A 26,489-nucleotide genomic window follows, 5' to 3' on the forward strand; every position below is an offset into this window, starting at 1 on the left:
CGGGGCGACTCCATGGTTGAAGCGCTTGTGGCCATCTTGATTGCCGTGCTGGGCGCAACGATGCTGGCCACTATGGTGATGGCGTCTGCGAGCACGGCGATTCAGAGCGAGCGCGCGCTGGACGCTTCGTACGATGCGGAATCGAATCTTGTGAATTCGGGTAAAAGGAAACCCGATATATACCTAACCAAGGTAAAAGTCTATATCCCCAATTCGGAAGGGGCGAATGACCCGGAGCCGGCGGTGACGCTTTACGGTTCGGGCGATTATGAGCGCTATTGCGAAGGCAAGCGCGCATGAGAAACGTGAAGTACAGAGCCATGCTCCGCAGCCGCGTGCGCGATACGCGGGGATTCATGCTGGGCGAACACCTGATCAGCATCTTGTTTATCGGGTTGCTGTGCGTTGCGGTAACCGCCGGATTGCAGGCGGCCATGAACTCGTACAGTCGCATTACCGTGCAGACGAAAGCCAACGCGATGCTCATGCAGGCGGTCGAGGAGGTAATCGACGAGCTAACGTACGCGCTTGAAGTGGAGGGCGACGGGGTGCAGTCTGACGAGAACCCCCTGTATTTCACAAGCTCCACGCGGCATGAAATCGCCTTGTTGCAGTCCGACGGTCAGCAAGGCATCTGGTTGAACGCCGAGGGCGCGCAGGCTCTTCTTGCTCCTGCCGAAGACGGCCTTACGCCGCGACTTGAAATGCTCTCGTACAATGCCGCCTCCAAGACCTGGTCTTTCGAGTTGGGCGTGTACGCCGAAGGAGACGTCGCGCAGGAATCGCTTGCCAAAACCACCATGAACGTACTGAGGATAGGATCGTAAATGCCTTACAAACGTTTGGGAGACGTGCTGTTCGATGCGGGCCTCGTGACCGAGGACCAGATAGAGCACGCGCTTTCGGAGCAGAAAACAACGAAGCGCCGTCTGGGCGACGAACTTATTGCCGAGGGCATCATTACGGAAGCGGGTCTGATCGAGGCGTTGCAGATGCAGTTGGGCGTCGAGTTCATCGATTTGTCCCAGGTTGATCTTGATCCCGAGATGAGCCGCGTGGTGTCCAAAAACGTCGCGCGCCAGTACAACGTCGTGCCGGTTCGCACTACGCCTGACGAAGTGTACCTAGCTATGAGTGACCCGCTGAACTTCATGGCCATCGAAGCGGTGAAGCACGCCACCCGCAAGCGTGTTGTCCCCATGGTTGCCATGCACGACGCCATCATGCGCGCCATCATGACGCTGTACGGCAACGAAGGCGCCGCCCGCGCGATCGAGGAAATGAAGCGCGATGCGCGCCCGGCGGACGATTCGTCCAGCGGGTTTGCCGCTACGTCGCTCGGCGACGATGCCGACGCCCAGTCCGCGCCCACGGTTCGCTTGGTGAACAGCATCATCGAGCGCGCAGCGACCGAACGGGCAAGCGATATTCACCTTGAGCCGCGCGAAGCCGACCTGCACGTGCGCATGCGCATCGACGGTTTGCTGCGAACGATACTGACGGTGCCGAAGGAGCTTCAGGCATCCGTTATCTCGCGTCTTAAAATCATGGGCGGCATGAACACCTCGGAGCGCCGCGTTCCCCAGGACGGTCGCGCGAGTATTCGCCTGAAGAAACAGGATATCGATCTGCGCATCAACACGCTGCCCACTATCCACGGCGAAACGGTGGTTGTTCGCCTGCTCGACAAGAACGACAGCCTGTTCGACCCTCAGGGCATCGGCCTTACTGGGGAGAACCTGGAAAAATACAATCGCCTGATCAGCTCGAACAACGGCATGGTTCTGATCGTCGGGCCCACGGGCAGCGGCAAAAGCTCCACCATGTACACCATGATCCGCCATCTCAACACCGATTCGGTGAACCTGGTTACGCTCGAGGACCCCGTGGAATACAACATCGACGGAGTGAACCAAGTCCAGATCAACGAGAAAACGGGCATGACGTTCGCGAACGGCCTGCGCGCTATTTTGCGGCAGGACCCCGACATCGTGGCGGTGGGCGAGATCCGCGACGGCGAGACGGCCGAGATAGCCATGCGTGCCGCTATCACCGGGCACCTGGTTCTGTCCACCGTGCACACGTTCGACGCTGCGTCTACGATCGATCGCCTGGTCGACATCGGCGTCGAGCCGTACCTTATCGCAAGCGGCATTCGCGGCATTATCTCCCAGCGCCTGGTTCGCTTGGTGTGTCCGCATTGTCGGCAGGAGTACGATCCTCAGCCTGAAGAATTCGAGACGATCGGGCTGCCGTACGACGCGCACGTCAAGTTCTACCGCGGGGCGGGCTGTCCCCTGTGCTTCGGAACGGGGTATCGTGGAAGGACCGGCGTGTTCGAGATATTGACGCTCGACCGCGCTTTGCGCACCTCGATCACAGGAGGCGCGACGCGCGAAGAGCTGCAGGGCGCCATCGAGCGTTCGGGTTCGTTCAAAACCATGGAAGCTTCCTGCCGTGAGCTGGTGCTCTCTGGCGTGACAACCGCCGAGGACGCCCGCAAGACCATTACGGCGTTGGAATAGCAAGGAGCCGATCATGAACGTAGAGGAACTCATAGCTTCCGCGCATCGTGCGCAGGCGTCGGACGTGCATCTGGTGTGCGGCCTTCCGGCCAAGTTTCGCGTTGCGGGTCGATTGACGAACGCGGGATTCGCCGACGACGCGCCGTTGACGCACGACGATTGCGAGCAGCTTGCACGGCAGCTGGCCGGCGACGATTTCGAGCGCATCAAGCGCTCGGGAGAGCTTGACCGAGCCGCCACCATTGCCGGTGTGCGCGTTCGTATCAACCTGTTCCGGCAGCAAGGCCACGTCAGTGCCGCCCTGCGCCTTTTGTCCGACGCCATACCCGCGCTCGAATCGCTGGGGCTTCCGCCTGCGGTGCTCGATTTCCCCCGTATCCAGCGCGGCATCGTGGTGGTTACGGGTGAAACGGGCAGCGGCAAGTCGACCACGCTGGCTGCGCTCATCAACAGCATCAATCATACGAGCGACCAAAACATCATCACCATGGAAGACCCCATCGAATACATCTACACGCCGGATCGCTCGATTGTCTCTCAGCGCGAAATCGGTCAGGATACGGCTAGCTACCATGACGCCCTGCGTGCCGTCCTGCGCGAAGACCCCGATGTCATCCTTATTGGGGAGATGCGCGATTTGGAAACCATCCAAACGGCGCTGACCGCTGCCGAAACCGGCCACTTCGTGCTGGCCACGTTGCACACGAAGTCAGCGGCGGATTCCATCGACCGCATGGTGGACGTGTTTCCCGAGGGCTTGCAGCGACAGATTCGCATGCAGCTTTCCACCTGCCTGGTGGCTGTTCTTTCACAGCAGCTGTTGCCGCGCCGCGACGGGGCGGGCCGCGCGTTGGCCTGCGAGCTCATGATGGTGACGCCCGCTATCCGCAACCTTATTCGCGAGGCAAAAACGCCGCAAATCGCCAGCTCGCTTGCCACTTCGGCGGCGGCAGGCAGCGTGTCCATGGACAATGCGCTGATCCAGTTGGTACGCACGCGCGCCATCAGCTTGGAAACGGCAGCTGCCGCAGCGTACGATGAAGACTACGTGAGAAGGAACGCGCGCTAATGCCTGCATACACCTACATGGGAGTTGCCAACGACGGACAGCGCATCAACGGCGTGGTCGAGGCGTTCGACGAGATCGAGGCCATGGAAAAGGCCCGCGAACTGTGCCGCGTGGTCCAAAGCGTCAAAGAGGTCAAAAAAGGCGCCAATATTTTAACCATGGACATTACCAAGCCGAAGGCGAAAACGAAGAACCTCGCCATCATGTGCACGCAGTTCTCGACCATCTTGAAAGCGGGCTTGCCTATTGGACGCGCGGTGTCGTTGGTGGCCGACCAGACCGCCGACAAGTACCTCAAGCGCGTGCTGGTCGAGGTTGCCGCCGACGTATCGGCGGGGTACGGGCTTGCCGAAAGCTTTGAGAACAAGGGCGAGAACTTGCCGCGCGTGTTCGTCGAAACCGTGCGCGCCGGTGAGGAAAGCGGGCACCTGCCCGAGTGCTTCGCGCGCCTGCACGCGTATTACGATAAGCGATCCAAGGTGGCCGCCAAGGTGGCCAGCGCGCTCACGTATCCCATCTTCGTGCTGATCATCGCTGTGGTTGTAGTGGCGGTGATGATGGTGATGGTGGTGCCGGCCATAGCCGGCATGGTTTCGTCGCTGGGAAGCGACATGCCGGGCATCACGCAGTTTTTGATCGATTCCTCCAACTGGGTTTCGGCGAATATCGTGATGGTGCTGGTGATCGTGGCGTTGTTGGTGCTGGGCATCAAGCTGTACAGCACCACCGAATCCGGAAAAACGCAGTTCGCGAAGATGCGGCTGAACTTGCCGGTTCTTGGCGTGATAGGAAAGTACTCGGGTGCTTCGCAGTTTGCGAATACCATGGCCATGCTCATATCGTCGGGGCATTCCATGCCTCGTGCGGTGTCGGTGACGTCTCGCGTGATGGACAACTACGTGCTGTCGCGCGAAGTGGGGCGCATGGAAGCAGGGCTGGAAGAAGGCCGAACGATGGGCGAGTGCATGATCGACTGCCGCTGGTTCCCGCGCACGCTTATCGAGATGACCACCGTGGGCGAACACACCGGAGAACTTGAAGAGACCTTGGAAACCATGGGGTCGTTTTACGATAGCGAAACGCAACGCGTGACCGATCGCGCGCTTTCGCTTATGGAACCGACCCTGCTGGTTCTGATGGCGATATTTGCGGGCTTCATCGTGGTGGCGTTGTACTTGCCGCTGTTTACCATGTATGCTGCAATGTAATGAAATAGATAAGCTATGACTTACTTTCGTTGCATTGTGCAGAATATAACGTGAATTTGGCACGACGGAAGTGCTAGATCAGGAGAAAGGAACAACTATGAAGGAAATGATCAAGAAGATTCGCGAGGAGAAGGGCGGCTTTACGCTGGCCGAGCTCCTGATCGTGGTTGCGATCGTGCTCGTGCTGGTCGCCATCGCCGTGCCGGTGTTCACGGGCGCGCTGGATAAGGCGAATGAGGCGGTTAAGGCGGCCGATATTCGTGCTGTAAAGGCTGTGGCGGCAACTGAAATCATTCTGGAAAAAGGCCCCGAGGATCTTAAGTCCGGAAAATGGACTGCGACGGCAACGGTTGACGAGAACGGCAATGTTGGTCAAGTGACTATTGCCGAGTGGAAAGAGGGCGATAAGGATGACGCCGTGCCGGTAAATGGAGATAAGGGATACACCGTAACGGCTGTTGTTTCCTCAAGCGACGTAACCCCTGCTGCTTAATTGCCCCTCCCCATCAACATCTTCACGCCAGGTGAGGCGGCCATCCTTCTGGGGATGGTCGCCCTCCTTGGCGCGTGCATGGGCAGCTTCATCAACTGTTTGGCATGGCGCATGGTGCACGGCGAAAGCGTCCTGCATGGGCGCAGCCATTGTCCGGCGTGCGACCATGCGCTCGGCCCCCTCGACTTGGTGCCCGTCGTATCGTGGCTGGCCTTGAGAGGCCGATGCCGTCACTGCAAAGCCCCGGTCAGCCCTCGCTACGCGCTTGTCGAGGTTGTTATGGCAATCGTGTTCGTCGCGCTTGCGGTGGTGCATGGCTTCGGCATTTCCGTCTTGGCGTACATGGCGCTCGCGACCATTCTCATGGGCGCGGCTTTGGTTGACCTGGACACGTTTACCATCCCGAATGGGTTCGTTGTCGCGGCGCTGCTCGTTTGGGCGGCTTCCGTAGGGTTCATGTCTCCTCCGGCAAACGGAAGCTTTGGCGTGGGCAGCCTGTTCGTTTCGTTGACGGGTTTCGGGTGGGCGTCGGTGGCGCTCGACGGTTTGGCAGGCGGCCTTGGCGTAGGCGGCGGCATCCTGCTGTTCTCCATCATGTTCGATGCCGCAACGAAGCGCGCTTCCCTGGGTGGCGGCGACGTAAAGCTCTTGTTTGCGGTGGGGTTGTTTCTGGGATTGGCCGGTTCGTTGCTGAACCTGCTGATCGCTTGCATTGCCGGGTTGGTGTTCGCCCTTGTCCGGGGGCTTTCCGCTTCGCCCGATGCCGTTGCAGACGGTGCGGCGGATTCGGGTTCTGAAAGCTTCCGGACAAAGGCGATCCCGTTCGGTCCCGCTATCTCCTTTGCAACGGTGCTGACGTTGCTGGTGGGACCGGCGGCTCTTACGTGGTATACGGGATTGTTCTTGTAGGGTTCAAAAGAAGGTTGAAAGGATCACGCCGCATGGGCAAAACGTGCACAGGCGTCGACATCGGCGAAAGCAGCATCAAACTTGCGGTGTGCGAGGGGGATGCTGTTAAAAAGGTGGTAGTGGAGTCCCTTCCCGAGGGTCTTGTTGTCGACGGCCGCATCGTGAGTCGCGACGCTATGGCCGATTTCATAAAAAGCCTGGCCAAAAGCGCAGGCGGTATCTCCAAGGACGTTGCGTTGGTGCTTCCTGCGGCCGACAATCTAGTGCGTCGGCTTACGTTGCCCGCCATGACCGAGAAAGAGCTGAAGCTCAACCTTCCCTACGAGTTTCGCGATTACATAGCACAAGGCAAAGACCGGTACCTGTACGATTACGCCGTGCTTTCCATGAACGAAGCCCCGGACGGAACGCCTGAAACCATGGATCTTTTGGCTGTGGTGTCGCCTCGGCAGACGATCGCCGACTTTGCGGAGTTGTTTTGTCGCGCCGGCTTGCGGTTGCGTGTCGCGTTGCCCGAGCAAGCGGCGTTTCAGAATCTGATCAGGAAAAATCCGATTGCGTTTCAGAGTTGCTGCGTCATCGACTTTTCGTATCGCGCCACGAAGCTGCACTTCTTCTTGGACGGAATGTACGACGTTGCTCGCTCTATTGAGATCGGCGGGATGGATATCGATCGCGCACTCGCTCGCGAACGCGGCGTTGACGAGCATGTTGCCGTGAAGTACAAGCTGGCGGATTTTGAGGACGCGCAGCATTCTAAGGAAGTTCAGTCGATATACGCATCTATCGCCGTAGAACTTGGAAGGGCTTTGAACTTCTACAGCTTCAATAATCCTACGGCAGCTATCGAGGTGGCGTATTGCTGCGGCGGCGGAACGCTGCTGGAGCCTCTTATGGAAACCATCGATGCCCACACGAACATCGAACTTCGCCCCATTATCGACCTTATGCCCTTCACCACAAGCGATCGCGACTTGCGCACCTTGTGCCCGGCCGCCGTGGGCGCTACCAGGAATGCGAGGTGAGGGGCGTGGAGCTGAAAAAACCGGTTTCCATCAAAGGGTTCTCGCCCTCGGCGAAGAAGGATTCCTATCCCACAAAAACGTTCATCAACCTTGTGGCGGTCGAGCAGCAACGTGGGTCGCGTGCAACCTACGTTGCCTTGTTCGCGATAGGTTTGGTGCTGATTGCCCTGTTCGCCAAGTTCGCGGTTGTGGACCCGTTGGCTGCAAGCGCGGCAAGCGGTCGAGACGTTGCGGCCGCGCAAGCCCAGCTTGATGCGCTGAGGGATCAGAACGCCGACTACGCAGAACTGAACAAGCAGTACGCTCGCTACGTGGTCACGGGGCTTTCCGAAGAGGAGATGAACCTGGTCGACCGCGATACGGTGCTCGATTTGCTGGAGCAGAAGGTATTGAGCGTAGGGTACCTGTCCTCGCTGAAGGTGTCGGGAAACAAAGCGACCGTTACCTGCTTGGGAGTGGATCTTACCAAGGTGTCGCACCTGGTCCAAGACCTGGAAGGCGACGATCGCGTAGCGCACGTAACGGTTTCCACCGCGCAAGGAGAAACCGACGCGGTTGCGTCGGCCACCATCGAGATAACCTTCAAGGGCGCGCTCGACCAGGCGGCTGGCAAGGCGATGGTGGAAGCGCAGGGCGACGTGGCGAAGAAGGGAGGCAGCAATGGCGCGGCGTAGTTTCTTGAATCGCTCGTTCTCCGGTCGCGAAAAGGGCCTGCTGCTGGTGCTAGTCGTTCTGCTGGTGGGTGCCTGCTATTACTTTTTTGTGGTGAAGAGCGTAGCCGACACCGTGGCTGCCAACGAACAGCAGCTTGAGGACATTCGATTGCAAGTTGACCAGCAGACTATGCTGGCAAGCGTTCGTCAGCGTATGCAGGCCGAGTTGGATGAACTGGGCAAGCAGCAGCCGGTTCCCGAGGTGGCGGTGTACGACAACCTGAAAAACGAGCTTGACCAGCTCAACGCATTGATGGCTTCTGCGATTACGTACGATCTGAAGTTCGAGCAGCCCGTGCTTGACGGGCATTTGGTGCGTCGCCCGGTGACGGTTTCGTTTACAACTTCCAATTACAGCGCCGCTCTTGATGTGGTTCGGGCGTTGGAGAACGGCGCTTATCGGTGCGAGATCATGAACTTTTCCATGACGGGAAAGCTGTTGGCGGACGGGTCGGTCGAAAGCGTGGCCTCGACGTTTAACGTTACATACCTTGAAACGACGAACGGTTCCACGAATCTTGGAGGCCTTGTTGAGAAAAGCGCGAAGTAGGGCTTGACCGCAGGCGGCTACATCGGTAAAATATCAATCCGCGTCCTTTACGGATAGCGAAATGGTCGGGTAGCTCAGTTGGTAGAGCAGCGGACTGAAAATCCGCGTGCCGAGGGTTCAAGTCCCCCTCCGACCACCATTGCATTGCGAAGCGCCCCTATCGGGGCGCTTTTTCGTGTCTGGGCTTTCGTCTGCCTCTGATCGGGCGTGCGGTGCTGGAGGGTTGCGAGTTTTCGCTCGCACACCGTCTTTATCGGCCCTTATATACGAAAACGCCCCGGCGATCGGGACGTTTTCGGGGGCATGAAACGCATGCGGTTAAGAGCGGCGCTGCGCTCCTTGCTTGGCGCTCGGCTCCATGTCGTCGTCTTCGACGCGACCGCGCAGCTTCTTCACGCCTCGGCCGAGCATGGCCCCCAGCTTCGGCAGATTTTTCGGACCGAAGATAAGCAGGACGGCTACCAGAATCAAAACAAGTTCAGGCATTCCCATGCCGAATATCCTCATACTGCACTCCTTCTTGAGCAAGTTTCCGTGCCTAGCGGTTCTCTGCGTGCGCATTTGCGCGGTTGCGTGTATTTGACTTGCATTATAGCAACATTAAATTTATAGTCACTACAATTTTATAGGTAAACAATAATATTGCTGCAAGGTTCAGCACAGCTTCGTATAATTCGAATCGATATTGCAAACGAAGGGTTGACTATGTCTAACGATGCGGCTCCGCGCGGCTTGCGCGAGCGAAAGCGCCGTGCAACGCGCGCGGCTATCGAGCGCGCAGCTATCACGTTGGTGCAAGAGCGAGGGTACGACAATATAACGGTTGCGCAGATTTCCGAACGCGCCCAGGTGTCTCAAGGCACGTTCTTCAATTATTTTCCTACGAAAGATGCTGCAATCGTGGGCATCGGCACGTACAACCTTGATCCCGATGCGGTTCATGCGGCGTTCGACCGCCTGATGCCCGCTACCATGTTCACCGCCACGCTGACGTTGTTCTTGCAGGTGGTTGAGTCGTTCGACTGGGAAAGCGACGTATCGTCGCTTCGCGTTGCGTTGGTGAAAGACACCCCGTCGCTTATGAAGATGTTCTTGGACAATGCGTTTGAATTCGTAGCCGATTTCAGGACGCTTGTAGCTTCGTATCTGGACGAACGCCCGCAATTGCGCACGTGCCCCGAGCTTCTGTCGTCTTCTGAAGAGGCGGGCATCGTGGTTTCCGAGGCGTTGGAGGCGGCGAAGTTCGCGTTGTCTCGCGCGGCGCGAAACCCGTCCGAAGGGCTTATGTCGGCAGAGGACGTGGAGGAGGTCGTTCGCCGCATCGTCGGATGATACACTTGCAGCGAACGAAAACAGACGCATCGCGCGCGGGATCCGCGCCGCGGAGCGAACGAGGAGAAGGAGCAGTCATGTCCTGCGAACCGAACACCCCGCTTGTGGGCATTATCATGGGATCCGAAAGCGACATGCCGGCCATGGAGCCGTGCATGAAGCAGCTTGACGAGTTCGGCATTCCGTACGAGGTCAAAGTTGCCAGCGCGCATCGCAAGCCGGCGGACGTGCACGACTGGGCGTCTACTGCGCACGAGCGCGGCATCCGCGTGATTGTGGCTGCGGCCGGCAAGGCGGCGCATTTGGGCGGCGTGGTGGCGGCTTACACGCCGAACCCGGTCATCACCGTTCCCATGAAGACCAGCGACCTAGGCGGATTGGACTCCCTTCTTTCCATGGTGCAGATGCCTTCCGGCGTTCCCGTAGCGTGCGTTGCTATCAACGGCGCGAAGAACGCCGCTATCTTGGCTGTTCAAATGCTGGGCACGGGCTGCGACGACGCGCGTCAGAAGATCATCGACTTCAAGCAGGGCATGGCCGAAGCATAGGAGCAGGCGAACGTGACCGAGCATCAGGGGGATGGCGCCGCTCTTGTCTGCCCGGCAAGAGACGGCGCCCCGGCCGTTTCGGCGGAAGGCTTGCGCGTGTACGGAGTGTTCACGGCGCTGTTTTGCGGTACGTTGGTTATATCGAACGTACTGGCCGCAAAAGCTCTTGATCTGGGGCTTTTTACGCTTCCAGCATCTATTTTGACGTTCCCCGTGGTGTATATAATCAATGACGTGCTGTCCGACGTGTTCGGATTCAAGCGCATGCGCTCGGCTATTTTGCTGGGATTCGCATTGGCGGCGCTGGCGGCGTTGGCGTTTCATGTTGCCATCGCGCTTCCGGGTCTTGATCCGAGCGTCGACAGCGCCTTCGCTATTACGCTGGGCAGCTCGTGGCGCATTCTTCTAGGCTCGCTTGCCGCTTATTTGCTGGGGAGTTTGCTCAACTCGTACGTGATGGCGTCCTTGAAGCGGCGCTTCGACAAGCATCTGTTCTTTCGTTGCGTTTCGTCGACCCTTTTGGGGGAAACGGTGGACTCCCTTGTGTTTATCACCATCGCGTTCGCCGGAACGTTTTCGCCGGAGGTCGTCATTGCCATGGTCGCTTCGCAAGTGCTGTTCAAGGTGCTGTACGAAGTTGTTCTGTATCCCGTAACGAAACTGGTGATCGTGAGGGTTCGAGCGCGTGTGGCCGCCTAACGACGTATTGCGGTAGTCTTCGGACGGCCACGCGACGCACGAAGCTGGCTAGTCGCCGAAATCGAAGAGGTCGCCCAGGAAATCCCCGCGCTTTTTCTTCTTTCCCTTTTTGTAATAGTCGTCACGGTATTTGTCCTCATAGCGGCGATCGTCGTAACGGCGCTCGTCGTAGCGCTCGGGCGCGCTTGCATACGATGCGCTCGGCGCGGCAGCGGGGGCCGCCAGGGACGTTGAGCGATCGATGATCTTGTCAAGCTCGCCGCGGTCGAGCCATACGCCGCGACATTGCGGGCAGTAATCGATCTCGATGCCTTGGCGCTCGCTCATGATCAGGTCGACATTGCAGAGGGGGCATTTCATAGGAACCTCCTGCTCTCGGGGATGCAAAACGATGCGCCTCCATTTTGAGCGCAAACGCGCCTTAGGTAAAGTTCTTTGCTTTTATATCAGAAACGACATAAGAATTTCTTGCCTGCATAGAGGGGGTTCGAGGATGAACTGCGCGGATGCGAACGGGGCCCATGTCAAAGAAATCAAGCTTCGAAGAGCAATTCCGATCGGCGTATTCGTAAAAATGCCCGCCGCGTTCCAGGATAAGGCCAATGCGCGGTTTTATGGTTTTGTAGGCGACGATCGGTGTCGCAGGTCCCCGCTCGCGTCCGCATTTTCAGGGGCCGCCGATCAACCCGATGCCGATGTTTGCTCGGCGGGGCGGTTTTGCTCGGAATGCTCACGGCCCGGTTGCGCTTTCTTCGCTGCGCGTCTCTCGTTGCATATCGACTGCCGTTCGACAACGGGCAAAGCGCACCTCTTGTTCGAGGTCGCGCGGCACTTCCTGTGGAGAAGGCTCTCCTGCGACCGATGTGCAGCGGCTCCGTCGAAAATCCTAGCGAAGGGTTTGCTATCATGGGAACGGAAATGTTTCACGTGAAACACTCGTTCGTGTGCAGGTCCTTCACGAACCGCGAAAAGCGAGACAGGCGAGACGTATGACGAAGCAATTGTTGATGGGGAACGAAGCGTTCGCGCACGCGGCGCTTGAGTCGGGCGTGCGTGTGGTGGCGGGATATCCCGGCACTCCGTCTTCCGAGGTTATCGAGACGATAGCGAAACTGCACGGCGCAGGCAGCGCGCGCGACGTCCATGTGGAGTGGTCGACGAACGAGAAGAGCGCGCTTGAAGTGGTGGCCGGTGCTGCCTACTGCGGCGCACGTACGCTGTTCACCTGTAAGCAGGTGGGTCTTAACGTTGCGAGCGATCCGCTGATGAGCCTGAACTACGTGGGCGTGAAGGGCGGTACCGTGCTGTTTGTGGCCGACGATCCCGGCCCCATATCGTCTCAAACCGAGCAGGACACGCGCCGCTTCGCCTCGTTCGCGAAGATTCCCGTTCTTGATCCGGCTACTCCCGACCAGGGGTTTGCCATGATGCAGGCCGCCTTCGACCTGTCCGAGCGCTACGCTACGCCCGTTATCGTGCGGCCTACCACGCGCATTTGCCACGCATCCACGTTCTTCGAGGTTGCCGAGACGACGGTTGCCCGTCCGGTGCCGGAAGAGGGCTTCGAGCGCGATCCGAAGTGGGTCATCTTCCCGCGCCGCGCATACGAAGCGCACGGCGAGATAAACGAGCGCTTGCGGTCCATCGCCGGCGATTATGCGAACGATCCGGTTCTGTCGGCGTTCAACCCGATTGAAGAAGGCGGCGCCGCGCACCCTGCTGCCGCGGAAGACGCGTCGCAGGAAGCTTCCGTTCCCCGCTTGGGCATTGTGGCGGGCGGCGTTTCAGCTGCTTACGCGCGGGAAGCCTTGCGCATGATCGAGGAGCGTGCGGCGCTTGAGGGCTTCGAGATCCCGGCCTATCGTTTTTGGCAGGTGGGAACCCCGTATCCCTTCCCCGAGGAAACCGCCGAACGCTTCGCGCAGGGGCTTGACCAGGTGCTCGTGCTTGAAGAACTCGACCACGTGCTGGAAGACGCTTTGCTGGTCTTTGCGGGACGCACGCATGCGTCGTTCGACGTGAAGGGCAAGCTTACCGGTGACGCGCGCGACCGCGGCGAGAACGACGTGGACGATGCCGTCGTCAGAATCGCCCGCTTCCTGGGCCTTTCCGACGGGCGCTCCGCCGCCCAGCCGCCCGTGTACGAGTCCGCTGACGCTCCGCTGCCGGTCCGCCCGCCCGTTTTGTGCGCAGGCTGCCCTCATCGCGGCAGCTTCTACGCCATTAAACGCGCTTTGGGCCGTACGCCTGCCGTCCTGTGCGGAGACATCGGCTGCTACACGCTGGGCAACGCCCAACCGCTCGATGCGGTCGACACGTGCTTGTGCATGGGCGCGGGTATCACGATGGCGCAAGGATTTGCCGTGGCCGAGCCGCAGAAGAAAACGCTCGCGTTCGTGGGCGACTCGACGTTTTTCGCAAGCGGTCTTCCGGGCATTGTGAACGCGGTGTACAACGGCCACGACATCACGGTGTGCGTGCTGGATAACGCGACCACTGCCATGACCGGTTCTCAGCCGCATCCGGGCACCGGCGTGACGCTGATGGGAGATACGCGCACCCCTATTTCTATCGAGCGCGTTCTGGAGGCCGTGGGCTTCGAATGCATCGTCCATGCTGATCCGCTGAACTTCGACGAATCCACGAAGGCCGCTCAGAAGGCCGTCTCGTTCGAGGGCCCCTCCGCCATCCTGTTCGAATCTCCTTGCATTCAGCTGGTGAAGCCGAATCCTCCGGCGGTGATCGACCAGGATCTGTGCACGGGCTGTAAAAAGTGCATCACGGAAATTGGCTGCCCGGGTATAGGGTTCAACGTTGATGCGCGCGGGCCAAAGAGCAAAGAGCGCGGTCAGGCGTTCGTTGACGAAAGCCTATGCAACGGATGCACCCTGTGCACCCAGGTGTGCCCGTTCGATGCGATCACGATGTCGGACGCGAATGCGTCGTTGGCGGACAAACCCCTTAACGGCTCTGCGATGGAAGGAGGCTCCCATGCGTAATGTGCTGCTTGCGGGCGTCGGCGGCCAGGGAACCGTGCTGGCTGCGAAGGTTCTGGCTCAAGCGGCCCAGGACAAGGGTTGGCATGTTCGCACTGCCGAGACTATCGGCATGGCGCAGCGCGGCGGGAACGTGGTGTCTCACGTGCGCATGGGCGATCAGGGCGAAGAGGTGTTCGCGCCATTGGTTGCACAGGGCACGGCCGATCTGGTGATTGCATTCGAGCCCGCCGAGGCGGCGCGCGTTCTTCCGTATCTTTCTTCCGACGGGGTGATGGTTACTGCGGTTACGGCCATCCAGCCGGTGACTGCGGCGCTGGGCAAGCATCCTTACCGCGCCGACGACGTTGTGGACGGCATCGCTCGATCTTTGGCTGGGACGCAAGCTCGACTGATTGCCATAGACGACGCCGCGTTGACGGAGGCGGCCGGCGGCCGCAAGGTGCTCAACACGCTGCTGCTGGCTAGTGCGTTGAACACGAACTGCATCCCGATCAGCCTGGACGACTTGCGCCGCGCGGTCCGCGCGTGCGTGAAGCCGCGCTTCGTGGACCTCAACCTTGCTGCCATCGATGTGGCGGCAAGGTAGGCTCGTCCTTTTCAAAGTGCTTTGCATTGTTCGATTGTTCGCCTAGAATGGAACGCATGGAATTCGTATTCAACAATATGCCTTGTATAGCCGTGGGTCCGGCTGGTCGATGGCTTTAGCTTCAAGTCTCGCTCTGTGCAGGCTTGAAGCATCTATGAATCGAACATTCCGGTTGAGAGAAAAGGACCCCTCATGCAGATGACTGCCGATCAGCTTTCCCTTATCAAAAAGCAATTCGAAACGCTGAAAAACCGTTCCGCCTTCTATCGATCCAAGTTCGAGGGCATCGACTTGTCCGATGTGCAGACTCAGCAAGATTTCGAGAAGCTGCCCTTCTCCGAAAAAGACGACCTGCGCAACGCGTATCCTTTGGGACTGCAAGCCGTTCCCGACGAAGAGATCGTGCGCATACACAGCTCCAGCGGAACCACGGGCACGCCCGTGATCGTTCCCTATACGCAGCAGGACGTTGTCGACTGGGCCGTGCAGTTTGCGCGCTGCTACGAAACCGCAGGGATCACCAATAAGGATCGCATCCACATCACGCCTGGTTACGGCTTGTGGACGGCGGGCATCGGGTTCCAGCTGGGTGCCGAACGACTGGGCGCGATGGCTATTCCCATGGGGCCGGGCAACACGGAAAAGCAGCTGAAGATGATGCAGGATCTTAAATCGACCGTGCTGTGCGCAACCAGCTCGTACGCGCTGCTGCTGGCCGAAGAGATTGCCGAGCGCGGCCTGCGCGACAAGATCTGCCTGCGCAAGGGCGTTATCGGCAGCGAACGCTGGGGCGACAAGATGCGCCAGCGCATTTCGGGCGAGTTGGGCGTGGAGATCTTCGACATCTACGGACTGACGGAGGTGTACGGCCCCGGCATCGGTATTTCGTGCAGCGAGCACAACGGTATGCACGTGTGGGCCGACTACGTGTATATCGAAGTGGTCGACCCCGTTACGGGAGCGCCCGTGCCCGACGGCGAGGTGGGCGAGCTGGTGCTGACCACGTTGCGCAAGCAGGGCGCGCCGCTCATTCGCTACCGCACGCACGACCTGACGCGCATCATCCCCGGCGACTGCGCCTGCGGGCTGGCGCATCCGCGCATCGACACGCTGACGGGCCGCACCGACGACATGTTCAAGGTGAAGGGCTGCAACATTTTCCCGGCTCAGGTTGAAGAGGTCATCTCGATAACCGACGGGGCTTCCAGCGAGTACCAGGTGATGATCGAGAACATCAGCGGCAAAGACGTGCTGACCGTTCTGTTCGAGACCGCGTTGCAGAACGAGGCAAAGGAGCGCGCCGAGCAGGAACTCGCCATGATCTTCAAGGCGAAATGCGGTTGCACTCCTGACGCCAAGGGCGTTCCCATGGGTGAGCTTCCGCGCAGCGAAAAGAAGACCAAGCGCATCTTCGACAGCCGATACTAAATGCGCTTTAGCGTGAGGCTTGCGCGGATGATACGTTGATGGTGCTCCTCCCCGTGCGCTGAGCAGGCGTGCGGGGAGGTTTTTGCTTTGGCGCGACGGATTGTCGACGCCTTTGTCTTGCGCGCTGCGCGTGAAGAAGGCGGGTTCGTTGCCTGTCGACTGCGGCTTGCGGTTCGCGGTTCGTCACCTGTGGCCTAGGGCTTGCGGTCCACGGCTTGCGTCTGCGCGAAGAAGCGCATGGCTCGTTCGCGGTATTTTGCCGCCTGTTGGCGCTGCGCTATGGTAAAGTGTCCCCATGCATTCTGCAAAGGGACATATCGTTGTTGACGAACGCTGGCGTTTGGAGCTGGCTCTCGCGGCGGCGTGCCGGGCTTTCGCCCCTCGGTCCTCAGAAATTCTCGCACCGCTCGACTTGGGCTCGAAGCCCTGCGCGCTCGACGCCGCCGAGCCTCATTACGTTTCCTATTATTCCTATCGATACCTCTAGCACACGGGGTTCTGCTGGCGCGTCGTCGTACCTCGACGCATCCGTTGGAAATTCGTGTGCGCCTTCAAGCTCTTGAACGGGCTTTTTTGTTGCAGGCATTCAACGTAAGGAATAATCCGCATGATCGAGAAAATTTGCATGGTGCTCATATTTGTCGGAGTGGCGATAGGCGTGGGCATTTACTGCAGACGACACACCACCAGCGTTGACGGGTTCGTGCTGGGAGGTCGCTCCGTAGGACCGTGGCTTTCAGCATTCGCGTTCGGCACAAGCTACTTTTCCGCGGTGATCTTCGTGGGGTATGCGGGACAGTTCGGTTGGAAATACGGTCTTGCTGCCACGTGGATTGGCATCGGCAATGCTATTTTGGGAAGCTTGCTTGCCTGGTGGGTGCTTGGCCCGCGTACGCGCGAGGTCACGCATCGCTTGAAGGCGGCCACGATGCCCGAGTTTTTCGGAGCGCGCTACCATTCGAAAGGCTTGCGCATCGCTGCCGCTGCCATCATCTTCGTGTTCCTGATTCCGTACACCGCGAGCGTGTACAACGGGCTGTCGCGTTTGTTCGGCATGGCGTTCGGTTTGCCGTACGAGGTATGCGTTATCGGAATGGCGGTCATCACCTGCATATACGTGGTGCTGGGCGGATATATGGCCACCGTCGTGAACGATTTTATCCAGGGTATCGTCATGCTGCTGGGAATTGTTGCCGTCATTGCCGCCGTGCTGTCTAACAACGGCGGGTTTACCGAGGCCATTAACCAGCTTTCGCTTATTCCGGCAGAGGGCTCTCAGATGGCCGGCCCGTTTGTGAGCTTCTTCGGTCCGAACCTTCCCGACCTGATCGGCGTTATCGTGCTGACCAGCCTGGGTACCTGGGGTTTACCCCAGATGGTCCAGAAGTTCTACGCTATAAAAAGCGGTCCCGCCGTCAAGCAGGGCGCTATCATCTCGACCGTGTTCGCCATGGTCGTTGCCGGAGGAAGCTACTTTTTGGGAGGTTTCGGGCGCCTGTACGGCGACCAGGTGGAAATGACCGCTGCGGGAACGCCGGTGTACGACTCCATTATGCCCACCATGTTGTCCACGCTGCCTGACCTGCTGATTGGCATCGTGATCGTGCTGGTGCTGAGCGCGTCTATGTCTACGCTTTCCTCGCTGGTCCTGACGTCGTCTTCCACGTTGACGCTTGACTTGATCAAGGGAAACATCGTGAAGAAGATGCCCGAGCAGATGCAGCTGTTCTACATGCGCGTGCTGCTGGTGGTGTTCATCGTGATCTCTGCGGTGATTGCGCTTGTGCAGTACAACTCGTCCATTACGTTCATTGCGCAGCTCATGTCCATTTCGTGGGGCGCGCTCGCCGGCGCCTTCCTGGGACCGTTCTTCTGGGGGCTGTACTCCAAGCGTATTTCGCGCTCTGCCGTATGGGTTAGCTTTATCGTGGGCGTGGGTCTGACTACCGGAAACATGATCGCGGGTTTCTTCGGCGCTCCGTTGATCGCTTCTCCCATCAACTGCGGCGCTATCGCCATGGTGCTTTCTTTGGTGCTGGTTCCCCTGGTCAGCCTGTTCACCAAGTCCGTTCCTTTCGACATCGACCCGCCGAGCGTTCAGGGAGCCATCGATCGCGAGTACGTTCAAGAGTTGGAAGCCGAAGCAAAGTAGCAGCGGCTTGCGCTTGCGTGCCGAGGGTCCGGGCTTGAGGGGCTCTTGGCACGCGGGTTTGCGTTCTTCGGGCTGGGGCGGGGCCGGGGCCGAGGCGTGGGGCTGGGGCCGGCGGCCGGATTGTTGCTGCCGGGATTTGAGGCGCGGCGTCAAGTTCTGTCAAAACGAACGAGTTTTGCGGCGGTTTTGCTTCCCTCGAGGCAAGTTCTCGTGCATGCGGTTTTTATCGTACCAGGTCATACGCGTGTGGCATCCCTTTATCCTTGATCGAGGACCAGCAAAACTCGTTCTTTTTGACAGCACGGCCCTGCGCTCGGCCGCGCGAACCGGCTGCGGGCCCTTTGCCCCAGCCGCCGGCCCCGCGTCCCGCCCTCGTCCGGCCGTCGGCCCTGCGCCCGAACGCTCGCCCCTCTTCGGCGGTTTGCTCAAAAGGCGCGTTCTTTGCAACAGATTAGCGACAAAGAAATGTCAGGCGATATACTAGGGAAAAGACCTCCGCGATTATCAAAGGTTTCTCATGCTCCTTTCGCTGCTGTTCACGTACTTGCCGGCTCTTGTTTTCGGGTTTCTGTTCGTGCGGAATTACCGTAAAGAGCCTCGTCAGTTTCGCAACGCCATGTACTTCTTGCTGTTGTGCCTGTTCGCTTTCTGGGGGATGTCCATACAGTTCAACATGCCATGGTTGTTCGGCTTGGGAATTCTGGCCATTCCCTTCGGCACGATTGCTCTGGTTGTGTTCTTGCTGGCGAATGCCGTTGTCGTGATCAGGCGCGAGGGATTTTCGCTTTCGCATGCACTGCCTGGGTTGATGGCTTTAGCCATTGTGGCGGTGTGCCTGGCCGGTCCGTTGCTGGTTCTTTGGCAGGCTCCAGGCCCGGTGCTGACCCTGTACCTCCTTGTTTTGATGGAAGGCTCGTACGTCGCGTTCACCTTCTTCGCGCTGCTTTTGTATTCGTGGCTGTATCGTCGCTTGCCGAAGCGTCGCGACTACGACTACATTGTGGTGCACGGCGCCGGTTTGTCGGGCACCGAGCCTACTCCGCTGCTTGCAGGGCGCTTGGACAAGGGCGTGGAGCTGTGGAAGGCTGGCGGCTGTCGCGCGCTGATGCTGGCATCCGGCGGAAAAGGCCCTGACGAGCAGGTTTCGGAAGCTCAAGCCATGCGGACGTATTTGGTCGATCGTTGCGGCGTGCCCGCCGATGCGGTTCTTATGGAGGACCGGTCTTCAGCCACGATGGAAAACCTGCGCAACAGCAAGGCGATCATGGACGCTCGGTCGGGCGAGGACAGCTACCGTGCAGTTGTGGTGACAAGCGACTACCACGTGTTCCGAGCTGCCGAGTACGCGCATAAGATTGGTCTTGCCGCCGAAGGCGTGGGGAGCACGACCGCCCGGTACTTCTGGCCGACGGCGTTCATACGGGAGTTCGTGGCGGTTAGCAACGAGCATCGCTGGCCGTTCGCGGTCATCTTCGTGCTGTGGACCATTCCGATCGTGCTGAGCTTTGCGACGCGGTAAAACCTTGCGCCGAACATCCCCAAGAATGTAACGCTCGCCTGGTGATACCGCTATTTTGCGGCTTAAACATCCGCGTTTTCCTTCGCGTTCGAGCGAGGTTCGGTATACTAGTGACCATTATTGTGCAGCCGCGCGTGTGCGTTCGAAGGGAACCGGCACGCCCGACCGCACGGTTGTCATATCGACGAAGGGGATTGTATGGAAGGTTTTGACCTGATCAGTGCGGGGGTGTGGTCCATCGTTCCGCCGATTTTGGCGCTCGGATTGGCCCTTATCACGAAGGAGGTGTACTCGTCGCTTGCTATCGGCGTGTTCACGGGTATGGTTATTTACCAGTTCACGCTGAACGGTGCCGGGTTCGAGCAGTTGGTGGACTCGTTCACCATGGTTCCGCAGATGATGGCGGAACAGATAGCGGGCAACGGGGCGTTGCTGTTGTTCTTGGCGCTCTTAGGCGCGCTTGTGGTGGTCATTGCCGCGGCTGGCGGCTCCCGTGCGTACGCCGAGTGGGTTTCCACGCACATCAAGAACGCGAAAATGGCGCAGGTTTTGACCGCGCTTCTGGGCATCATCATTTTCGTGGACGACTATTTCAACTGCCTGACGGTGGGCGCGGTCATGCGCCCCGTTACCGACCGCTTCAACATCAGCCGTGAGAAGCTGGCGTGGATCATCGACTCCACCGCCGCTCCCATCTGCATCATCGCGCCGGTGTCGTCGTGGGCCGTTGCCGTGGGCGGCTACTTGGGCGAAGGCGGGTTCACCACGTTCGTCCAGTCCATCCCGTACAACTTCTATGCGCTTCTGACCATCGTGTTCGTATTCTTCATGTGCTTCTCCAATCGCGACTTCGGTCCCATGCGCCAAGCAGAGGCCGATGCTCATAAGTCGGCCGACCAGCAGCAGCGCATCCCTTCGCCCGACAGCGCGCTTGAGGCCGTGTCCACGGCTCGCCTTGACGGCACCGCCGAAGGCGACCCGCTGCCGGCCAAGATCGAGACGATCGTTGCCGAGCGAGACGAGCTTGAAGATGCTGCGAAAGCGGCCGTCGAAGAGTTCAAGGGCATGACCATCTCCGACAAGGGGCGCGTGTTCGACCTGATCGTGCCGATCATCGTGTTGATCGTGTTCTCTATTCTGGGCATGCTGTACGCAGGCGGCTTCTTCCAGGGCGTCGACTTCTCCACTGCCGTGGGCGAGAACCCGGTGTTCGGCCTGTGCATTGGCGTGTGCGTGGCGCTGGTCGTGTCGGCCGGAATGTTCTTGCCCCGCAAGCTCATGACGCTTTCGGGCTACATGGAGGGCATTTCGGAAGGCGTTCGCTCGATGGTGGGCGCCATCATGATCCTGGTGCTGGCATGGAGCTTGGGCGGTACCTGCCGTTACCTGCTGGGCACGGGAGAGTTCGTCAGCGGCTTCCTGAACAGCATCGGCGTTGGCTTGGAGCTTCTGCCCGCCGTGATCTTCCTGGTTGCTGCTTTCATCGGCTTCGCTATGGGCACGTCGTGGGGTACTATCGCGCTTATTCTGCCTATCGTTATCGGCGTGTTCCCGGTTGAAGGCCCCTTGTTCCTGGTTGCCGTCGGCGCCACGCTGGGTGGTGCGGTGTACGGCGACCACGTGTCCCCCATTTCGGACACCACTATCTTGTCGTCGGCGGGCGCGCAGTGCAACCACCTGCGCCACGTTGCCACGCAGCTGCCGTACGCCTCCGTGGTTGCGGTTATCTGCTTCGCGGGTTACGTGGTTGCCGGCTTCACGGGCAATCCGTGGATTTCCCTTGCGGGCGGCGCTGTGGTTATGGTGCTGGCCGTGCTGGTGCTCAACCGTTCGAAGTACGGGGCAGCCAAGTAGTTTTGAGCTCGAAGGAAACAAGGGGAGGGCGCGGGATTCGTTCCGCGCCCTCCTTTTTTAGGCGCTGATGATAAGCGGAAGCGGTTGGTCGTGAGGCTCGCAGGGCACGACCTCTACGCGTTGCTCGCTGAACGCCACGCCCACAACAAGAGCGTCGGCGCGCAGGTTGGGGAGCAGGCGGTCGTAGTTGCCGCCGCCGTATCCCAGACGGTTGCCCTGTCCGTCGAACGCAACCAGCGGCACGGCTACTACGTCGAGCTTGTTGGGATGAACGGCTTCGAACCCGTTGCGTTCAAGCGTTGCAGGCGTCAGGCAGCGAAGCGGATGGTCGAGAAACGTCGTTCGTGCACGGTCGAGCTGTGCGCGCGTCACACGGTAGAGCGCCATGCGCGCAGGCTGGTCGGCGGCTTCGCGCAGCATACAGGGAAAGCACACGCTCCATGCGCGCGTATGCGCCGCTTGCACGAAAGCGCTCAAATCCACCTCGCTGCGCATGGCGGAGAACACGGCAATGCAAGGCTTGTCGAAACAGGCGCCCGGACTTCCGCTCGCATGCTTCGCGTCGGTGTGGGAAATCGCTTCTTCGCTTGCGGGGTCTGTTGATAGGCATTCCGCAATCAAACGTTCCAGCCGAAGGCAAATCTCAAGGCTTTTGCGCGCGCGAATTTGAGCGCTCAAAGCATCTCGACGACGAAGGACTTCTTCTCGAACACGTTTCTTCTCATCCATGCGAGCCAGTATAGCCTAAGCTGTCCGGCTTGCATTGCGCGCCGTGCCCGTTCGCGCGATTCGGTCTTGCACGCGTGACCCTGCCGGTTGACGGCCTGTAGCACCTTATTTGTGCATGCAACGTATCGTAAACGTAACCGTTTCAATTCGGTTTGACCTACATGCCTATCAATGACCTTGCTATAATCGATCGGAATTAGGTACACTCAAGCCAACCTTTGACCATAAGGCGAACCGTTTACCGCGAATCTCAATATGAGTCCGGTGATGGATCGAGTTAGGAGATACCAGTGCAACTCAAAGCATCGACCGATTACGGCATGCGAGCCATTCTGTACTTGGCTGCGCAAGGGGCTACCTGCTCCTCCAAAGACATTGCCGAGGATATGTCCATTCCTCGCGACTACCTGATCCAGCTTGCGCAGCTTTTGCGCAATGCGGGCATCATCGAGGCCCGACCGGGCAAGCACGGGGGCTATCGACTGGCCAAGGATGCTTCCGAAATCAGTGTGCTTGAAATCATCAAGGCGCTTGACGAAGACTCCAAGCGCGCCACGCGTGAAAAGCGCAACGCGCGCAAGGGCGGCGAGATGGTCGACAACATCAAGCAAACGTACAACTTGATCGAAGAAAGCATGGACGCGTATCTTTCCAGCTTGACCATCGACATGCTGCTCGGGTGCGTTCAGGACGAATCAAGCAGCCGGCAATACCTCTCCGATCGTCTCAAGCAGGAAAGCCAGCGCCTGGTGGCGGACAACTAGCCGATACCCAGAAGCTGCATGATCAGCAAGGCGACGGTGAGCACCGTTACGATGCCCACCGTCAGCCAGATGAGCACGCGAGACGTCATGCGCGAACGGAAGGCGCCCATGACGCGCTTGTCGGCTGCGATAATTGCCATGAACACCAGCAGCACCGGCAGTACAAGGCCGTTTACGAACTGGGCCGTGAGCATGACGTTCATCAAATCGATGTTCGGAACCAGCACAATGACGGCCGAGAACACGATAATGCACGTGAAGATGCTCTTGAACAGCGGCGCTTCCTTCCATTTGAAAGAAACGCCCGCTTCCCACCCGAAGGCTTCGCAAATAACGAACGCCGTGGTAAGCGGCAATACGCATGCTGCAAGAAACGACGCAGCTACCAGGCCGATGGCGAACAGCGCTTCAGCGTAGTGCCCGGCGAACGGTGCGAGAGCGCGTGCTGCATCGGCAGCGGATTCGATTTCGATTCCCTGCGGATGCAGCACGGCGCCCGTGGTCACGATGATGAACCACGCCACCAGGCAAGCCGCTATCGTGCCGGCAATCACGTCCACTTTTTGGGAGAACAGATCCTTTACCGAGATGCCCTTTTCAACCACGTTGCTCTGGTTGAAGAACATCATCCACGGCGCGATGGTCGTGCCTATCATGGCTATGACCAGGGAAACGAAGCTCTTGTCTTCCACAATGCGGGGGATGGCGGTGCTCTGCAGTGCCTGGCCCCAGTCCGGTTGCGCCATGAACGCGGCTACGATGTACGTGACGAACACCAACGACAGTATCAGAAACACTTTCTCTACGCGCTTGTAGCTGCCGCCCACGATAAGCAGCCACACCGCAGCTGCGGCTACCGGAACTGCCAAATATTTCGACACGCCGAACATTTCCATGCCGCTTGCGATGCCTGCGAACTCCGAAAACGTGGTGCACACGTTACCGACGAGCAGCGCTAACATGGCCAGCGCCGTTAGGCGAATGCCGAAGCGCTCGCGGATGAGGGCCGCAAAGCCCTTGCCGGTGACGGCTCCCATTCTTGCGGCGGTCAGCTCCACCACGATAAGCAGGACGCACATGACGGGGATGACCCACAACGTGGCGAACCCGAACTTGGCTCCCACGGTGGAGTACGTTGAAATGCCGCCGGCGTCGTTGCCGGCCATAGCCGTTACGATGCCGGGCCCCATGGCGGCCAAGAGCAGCCAGAGCTTATTGGGTTTCTTTTTCTCAGGTGCGGTTTCGTCGATCGCTTGCGCAGCGTCCGCGCGCTCGAGGTTCTTTTCGACCATGAGGCTACCTCCAATCGTAGCCGATGATCTGGAACAACACCATCGTGTACAGGACCAAGAACAGTACGGCGCCAATGATGCCGCCAACGATCTTCGCCGCGGTTACCTGCGTCTTGTCGCTGCTGACGTCCTCCTCGATAGCGTCCCAGGCGTCGTCAACGGTGACGATGCCCAGCAGCACGCCATGCTCGTCCACCACCGGCATGGCGGGCAGCTCGTACTTGAAGATGTCGGCAGCCACGTCCTCTTCGGTTTCTTCTGGCGTTGCGGAAATCACGTCGTCGAACATGACTTCGCGCACGGGTTTCGCATCGTCGGTCAGCACAAGGGTTCGCAGGCTGAGCACGCCGATGAATTCATCGTAGTCGTCCAGCACATACACGTAATGCACGGTGGGATGGTCTTCGGGCAGTTCGCGCAGTACTTCTATGGTTTCGCCAACGGTGGTGTCGGCCTTGACGGAAACGAACTGCGTGGTCATCATACCGCCGGCCGTGCCGTCCTTGTATCCAAGCAGGCGACGGATCTCGGTGGCGTCCTCCACGCCCATGAGGCGCAGCAGGGTTTCTGCTTTCTCGTACGACAGGTCGCGCACGATGTCTGCAGCGTCGTCCGGGTCCATGTTCCCCAGCAGGCCGGCGGCGCGGGCGTCGTCGAGGTCTTCGATGAAGTCGGCCTGGTACTCGTCTTCCATTTCCGAGATAGCCTCGGTTGCTTGAGCGTCGTCGAGGTGCTGGAACACGTTGGCTCGCTGCTGCGGGTCAAGTTGCTCCAAGATGTCGGCCACGTCTGCAGGGTGGAGCTCGTCCAAGCGCTTGTGCGTAACGGACAGCTGCACTTCGGACAGGTCGCGGTCAAGCAGGTCCATGTAGTTCCATGCGATGATCTGCTCGTCGATCTTTTTATCGAACACCTTGGCCACTGCTACAACGGCGCGTTCGAGCCAGGGGGCCAGACCGCGCAGGATGCCGCGCGCGCCCACTTCGGCGCCAAGCAGGCGTAGCTGCGAACCCGACACGGAAAGCTTGAGATCGTTGACGCGAACGACTTTCATGCCTTGCGTATCGACGATCTGACGGTTCAACAAGTCGCGCGCGAGAAGAACTTCGTCAGGTTGCAGATAGCTGAAGCGGATGTCGTGCGCTTCCACGGTGAGCGTGATGCCGGTTTCGTCGAACTCCTCGACGTATTTGCGCCATGAGATCATGAACGGCACTTTGCCGGGCCCTTGAAAAGCCAGGCTCGTGATGCGCGGAAACACCTCGCCAGTTGAAATGGCCAGGTCAGAGATCGTGCCGATCTTTTCGCCCGTGGCGTCTACGACGGGTTTCCCCATCATTTGAGAGAGGTAGAGCATGGTTTATCCCTTACTGTTCATGCCCGTGTTCGCAAGCGATCGTACCGTGTCCCATGGTAACGCGTGCGTTTGCGCGCATCACGATGCGGGGGAGTAAAATCTATGTCAAACACGAGCGCCGCAGCCACCTTCGACTGCCGACGTAAGGAAATCGAAGGAGGGCTACTTACTGTGAGGTTTCGATTTTCGAACCTTCAACAAAGTCCCTTTCCTATTGACCAATAAAAAAACCGCACGTGCTGATACCAGTCGTTGCGGATTTCGGGCTTCTGAACGGCGTGCCGTTCAGTCAAACCGTCTGATCGCGTTTGCGTATGAGCATGCTGCCATCGAAGCGCATTGTCAACGCAACTGGTACGTATCATACCTCATTGGCCGAGCATCCGGGCGTGTTTTTTGTTTGTGTAGGTTACAAGGTTGCTCCGGGTGGTCGTAGCCGCATTTGAAACGAGCCGCCGGGCTGCTTGCATGCGGGTTCTTGAAAGCGACGCTGCGAACCCTGTTGCTGGCGCACCGGAATGCGATGCACCGGCAAGGTTCGTCACTGTTTCGGGGAAGGGCAGCTCCTCTGTTTTGCAAGAGACGCAAAAAAACCGCCCAGTTGGACGGTTTTGAATGCTAAATGGTGCGCCGTGAGGGATTCGAACCCCCGACGTACTGATTCGTAGTCAGTCCCTCTATCCAGCTGAGGTAACGGCGCACGTCGAAGCAGCGAAAGATATTATGCCCGTACTCCCA

26 protein-coding genes and 2 tRNA genes are annotated in these 26,489 nt (G+C 59.1%); 22 read left to right on the forward strand and 6 right to left on the reverse strand.

Annotated features, from left to right (window positions below; translation table 11 throughout):
• From ACMNI9_RS02285 to ACMNI9_RS02335, 11 genes are all read left to right on the forward strand, one after another.
• On the forward strand, positions 1 to 300 hold a 300-nt coding region (locus ACMNI9_RS02285), incomplete at its 5' end, for a type IV pilus modification PilV family protein (protein ID WP_418830695.1).
• A complete protein-coding gene (locus ACMNI9_RS02290; RefSeq protein ID WP_418830697.1) occupies positions 297 to 827 on the forward strand; it encodes a hypothetical protein in 531 nt (176 codons plus the stop codon). The genes ACMNI9_RS02285 and ACMNI9_RS02290, both read left to right, overlap by 4 nt.
• A complete protein-coding gene (locus ACMNI9_RS02295; protein ID WP_418830698.1) occupies positions 828 to 2,525 on the forward strand; it encodes a GspE/PulE family protein in 1,698 nt (565 codons plus the stop codon). It abuts the gene before it with no gap.
• 13 nt (positions 2,526 to 2,538) lie between these two features.
• On the forward strand, positions 2,539 to 3,594 hold the full coding sequence (locus tag ACMNI9_RS02300; protein ID WP_418830699.1) for a type IV pilus twitching motility protein PilT: 1,056 nt from the start codon (positions 2,539 to 2,541) through the stop codon (positions 3,592 to 3,594).
• A complete protein-coding gene (locus ACMNI9_RS02305) occupies positions 3,594 to 4,802 on the forward strand; it encodes a type II secretion system F family protein (protein WP_418830700.1) in 1,209 nt (402 codons plus the stop codon). The genes ACMNI9_RS02300 and ACMNI9_RS02305 overlap by 1 nt, the downstream gene beginning before the upstream one ends.
• Positions 4,803 to 4,899: 97 nt before the next feature.
• Positions 4,900 to 5,295 (forward strand): prepilin-type N-terminal cleavage/methylation domain-containing protein, encoded by a 396-nt coding sequence (locus tag ACMNI9_RS02310; protein ID WP_114566328.1) that lies wholly within the window; start codon positions 4,900 to 4,902, stop codon positions 5,293 to 5,295.
• A 54-nt stretch (positions 5,296 to 5,349) separates the two neighbouring features.
• On the forward strand, positions 5,350 to 6,204 hold the full coding sequence (locus tag ACMNI9_RS02315) for a prepilin peptidase (protein ID WP_225749789.1): 855 nt from the start codon (positions 5,350 to 5,352) through the stop codon (positions 6,202 to 6,204).
• 32 nt (positions 6,205 to 6,236) lie between these two features.
• Positions 6,237 to 7,229: a pilus assembly protein PilM gene (gene pilM, locus ACMNI9_RS02320; RefSeq protein WP_418830702.1), complete on the forward strand. Its 993-nt coding sequence runs from the start codon at positions 6,237 to 6,239 to the stop codon at positions 7,227 to 7,229.
• 5 nt (positions 7,230 to 7,234) lie between these two features.
• Positions 7,235 to 7,903 carry a hypothetical protein gene (locus ACMNI9_RS02325; RefSeq protein WP_418830704.1) on the forward strand — a complete coding sequence of 223 codons (669 nt, stop codon included), beginning with the start codon at positions 7,235 to 7,237 and terminating at the stop codon, positions 7,901 to 7,903.
• Positions 7,890 to 8,492: a hypothetical protein gene (locus ACMNI9_RS02330; protein WP_418830705.1), complete on the forward strand. Its 603-nt coding sequence runs from the start codon at positions 7,890 to 7,892 to the stop codon at positions 8,490 to 8,492. The genes ACMNI9_RS02325 and ACMNI9_RS02330 overlap by 14 nt, the downstream gene beginning before the upstream one ends.
• 63 nt (positions 8,493 to 8,555) lie before the next feature.
• Positions 8,556 to 8,631, forward strand: a tRNA-Phe gene (locus tag ACMNI9_RS02335).
• Positions 8,632 to 8,810: 179 nt separating this feature from the next.
• Here the strand turns inward: ACMNI9_RS02335 and ACMNI9_RS02340 are convergent.
• A complete protein-coding gene (locus ACMNI9_RS02340; protein ID WP_418830707.1) occupies positions 8,811 to 8,999 on the reverse strand; it encodes a twin-arginine translocase TatA/TatE family subunit in 189 nt (62 codons plus the stop codon).
• A 198-nt stretch (positions 9,000 to 9,197) separates the two neighbouring features.
• Here ACMNI9_RS02340 and ACMNI9_RS02345 point away from each other — a divergent pair, with 198 nt between their 5' ends.
• The 3 genes from ACMNI9_RS02345 to ACMNI9_RS02355 all read left to right on the forward strand — a co-directional run bounded on the left by ACMNI9_RS02345 (position 9,198) and on the right by ACMNI9_RS02355 (position 11,071).
• Positions 9,198 to 9,824 carry a TetR/AcrR family transcriptional regulator gene (locus tag ACMNI9_RS02345; RefSeq protein ID WP_418830709.1) on the forward strand — a complete coding sequence of 209 codons (627 nt, stop codon included), beginning with the start codon at positions 9,198 to 9,200 and terminating at the stop codon, positions 9,822 to 9,824.
• Positions 9,825 to 9,901: 77 nt separating this feature from the next.
• Positions 9,902 to 10,372 (forward strand): 5-(carboxyamino)imidazole ribonucleotide mutase, encoded by a 471-nt coding sequence (gene purE, locus ACMNI9_RS02350; RefSeq protein WP_114566311.1) that lies wholly within the window; start codon positions 9,902 to 9,904, stop codon positions 10,370 to 10,372.
• A 12-nt stretch (positions 10,373 to 10,384) separates the two neighbouring features.
• On the forward strand, positions 10,385 to 11,071 hold the full coding sequence (locus ACMNI9_RS02355) for a queuosine precursor transporter (protein ID WP_114566310.1): 687 nt from the start codon (positions 10,385 to 10,387) through the stop codon (positions 11,069 to 11,071).
• 48 nt (positions 11,072 to 11,119) lie between these two features.
• Here the strand turns inward: ACMNI9_RS02355 and ACMNI9_RS02360 are convergent, their stop codons facing one another.
• Positions 11,120 to 11,431 (reverse strand): zf-TFIIB domain-containing protein, encoded by a 312-nt coding sequence (locus ACMNI9_RS02360; RefSeq protein WP_418830711.1) that lies wholly within the window; start codon positions 11,429 to 11,431, stop codon positions 11,120 to 11,122.
• Positions 11,432 to 12,060: 629 nt separating this feature from the next.
• On the opposite strand from ACMNI9_RS02360, the gene ACMNI9_RS02365 reads away from it, so the two are divergent.
• The 7 genes from ACMNI9_RS02365 to ACMNI9_RS02395 all read left to right on the forward strand — a co-directional run bounded on the left by ACMNI9_RS02365 (position 12,061) and on the right by ACMNI9_RS02395 (position 21,609).
• A complete protein-coding gene (locus ACMNI9_RS02365; RefSeq protein ID WP_418830713.1) occupies positions 12,061 to 14,070 on the forward strand; it encodes a thiamine pyrophosphate-dependent enzyme in 2,010 nt (669 codons plus the stop codon).
• Positions 14,063 to 14,656: an indolepyruvate oxidoreductase subunit beta gene (locus tag ACMNI9_RS02370; RefSeq protein ID WP_225749647.1), complete on the forward strand. Its 594-nt coding sequence runs from the start codon at positions 14,063 to 14,065 to the stop codon at positions 14,654 to 14,656. The genes ACMNI9_RS02365 and ACMNI9_RS02370 overlap by 8 nt, the downstream gene beginning before the upstream one ends.
• Before the next feature lie 192 nt (positions 14,657 to 14,848).
• Positions 14,849 to 16,084 (forward strand): phenylacetate--CoA ligase family protein, encoded by a 1,236-nt coding sequence (locus ACMNI9_RS02375; RefSeq protein WP_216529287.1) that lies wholly within the window; start codon positions 14,849 to 14,851, stop codon positions 16,082 to 16,084.
• Between the two features lie 295 nt (positions 16,085 to 16,379).
• Entirely contained in the window at positions 16,380 to 16,571 is a 192-nt protein-coding gene (locus ACMNI9_RS02380; RefSeq protein ID WP_147269851.1) for a hypothetical protein, read from the forward strand.
• A gap of 120 nt (positions 16,572 to 16,691) precedes the next feature.
• Positions 16,692 to 18,236: a sodium:solute symporter family protein gene (locus tag ACMNI9_RS02385; protein ID WP_114566304.1), complete on the forward strand. Its 1,545-nt coding sequence runs from the start codon at positions 16,692 to 16,694 to the stop codon at positions 18,234 to 18,236.
• 517 nt (positions 18,237 to 18,753) lie between these two features.
• Positions 18,754 to 19,755 carry an ElyC/SanA/YdcF family protein gene (locus tag ACMNI9_RS02390; protein WP_418830716.1) on the forward strand — a complete coding sequence of 334 codons (1,002 nt, stop codon included), beginning with the start codon at positions 18,754 to 18,756 and terminating at the stop codon, positions 19,753 to 19,755.
• 198 nt (positions 19,756 to 19,953) lie between these two features.
• Entirely contained in the window at positions 19,954 to 21,609 is a 1,656-nt protein-coding gene (locus ACMNI9_RS02395) for a Na+/H+ antiporter NhaC family protein (protein WP_216529290.1), read from the forward strand.
• Between the two features lie 57 nt (positions 21,610 to 21,666).
• On the opposite strand, the gene ACMNI9_RS02400 is transcribed toward ACMNI9_RS02395, so the two are convergent.
• Positions 21,667 to 22,338 carry a 5-formyltetrahydrofolate cyclo-ligase gene (locus ACMNI9_RS02400; RefSeq protein ID WP_418830718.1) on the reverse strand — a complete coding sequence of 224 codons (672 nt, stop codon included), beginning with the start codon at positions 22,336 to 22,338 and terminating at the stop codon, positions 21,667 to 21,669.
• Between the two features lie 290 nt (positions 22,339 to 22,628).
• On the opposite strand from ACMNI9_RS02400, the gene ACMNI9_RS02405 reads away from it, so the two are divergent.
• Complete coding sequence (locus ACMNI9_RS02405) at positions 22,629 to 23,102, forward strand: RrF2 family transcriptional regulator (protein ID WP_114567950.1); 474 nt, start codon at positions 22,629 to 22,631, stop codon at positions 23,100 to 23,102.
• On the opposite strand, the gene ACMNI9_RS02410 is transcribed toward ACMNI9_RS02405, so the two are convergent.
• The 3 genes from ACMNI9_RS02410 to ACMNI9_RS02420 form a co-directional block, all read right to left on the reverse strand.
• Positions 23,099 to 24,394, reverse strand: a complete 1,296-nt coding sequence (locus ACMNI9_RS02410) for an Nramp family divalent metal transporter (RefSeq protein ID WP_216529292.1) — start codon at positions 24,392 to 24,394, stop codon at positions 23,099 to 23,101. The two genes, ACMNI9_RS02405 and ACMNI9_RS02410, sit on opposite strands and share 4 nt — an antisense overlap.
• A gap of 4 nt (positions 24,395 to 24,398) precedes the next feature.
• Positions 24,399 to 25,751 (reverse strand): magnesium transporter, encoded by a 1,353-nt coding sequence (locus tag ACMNI9_RS02415; RefSeq protein ID WP_114567952.1) that lies wholly within the window; start codon positions 25,749 to 25,751, stop codon positions 24,399 to 24,401.
• Between the two features lie 623 nt (positions 25,752 to 26,374).
• A tRNA-Arg gene (locus tag ACMNI9_RS02420) sits at positions 26,375 to 26,451 on the reverse strand.
• Between the last annotated feature and the right edge of the window lie 38 nt (positions 26,452 to 26,489).

This window comes from Paraeggerthella sp. (assembly GCF_048427265.1).
GTDB classification, from domain to species: domain Bacteria; phylum Actinomycetota; class Coriobacteriia; order Coriobacteriales; family Eggerthellaceae; genus Paraeggerthella; species Paraeggerthella hominis.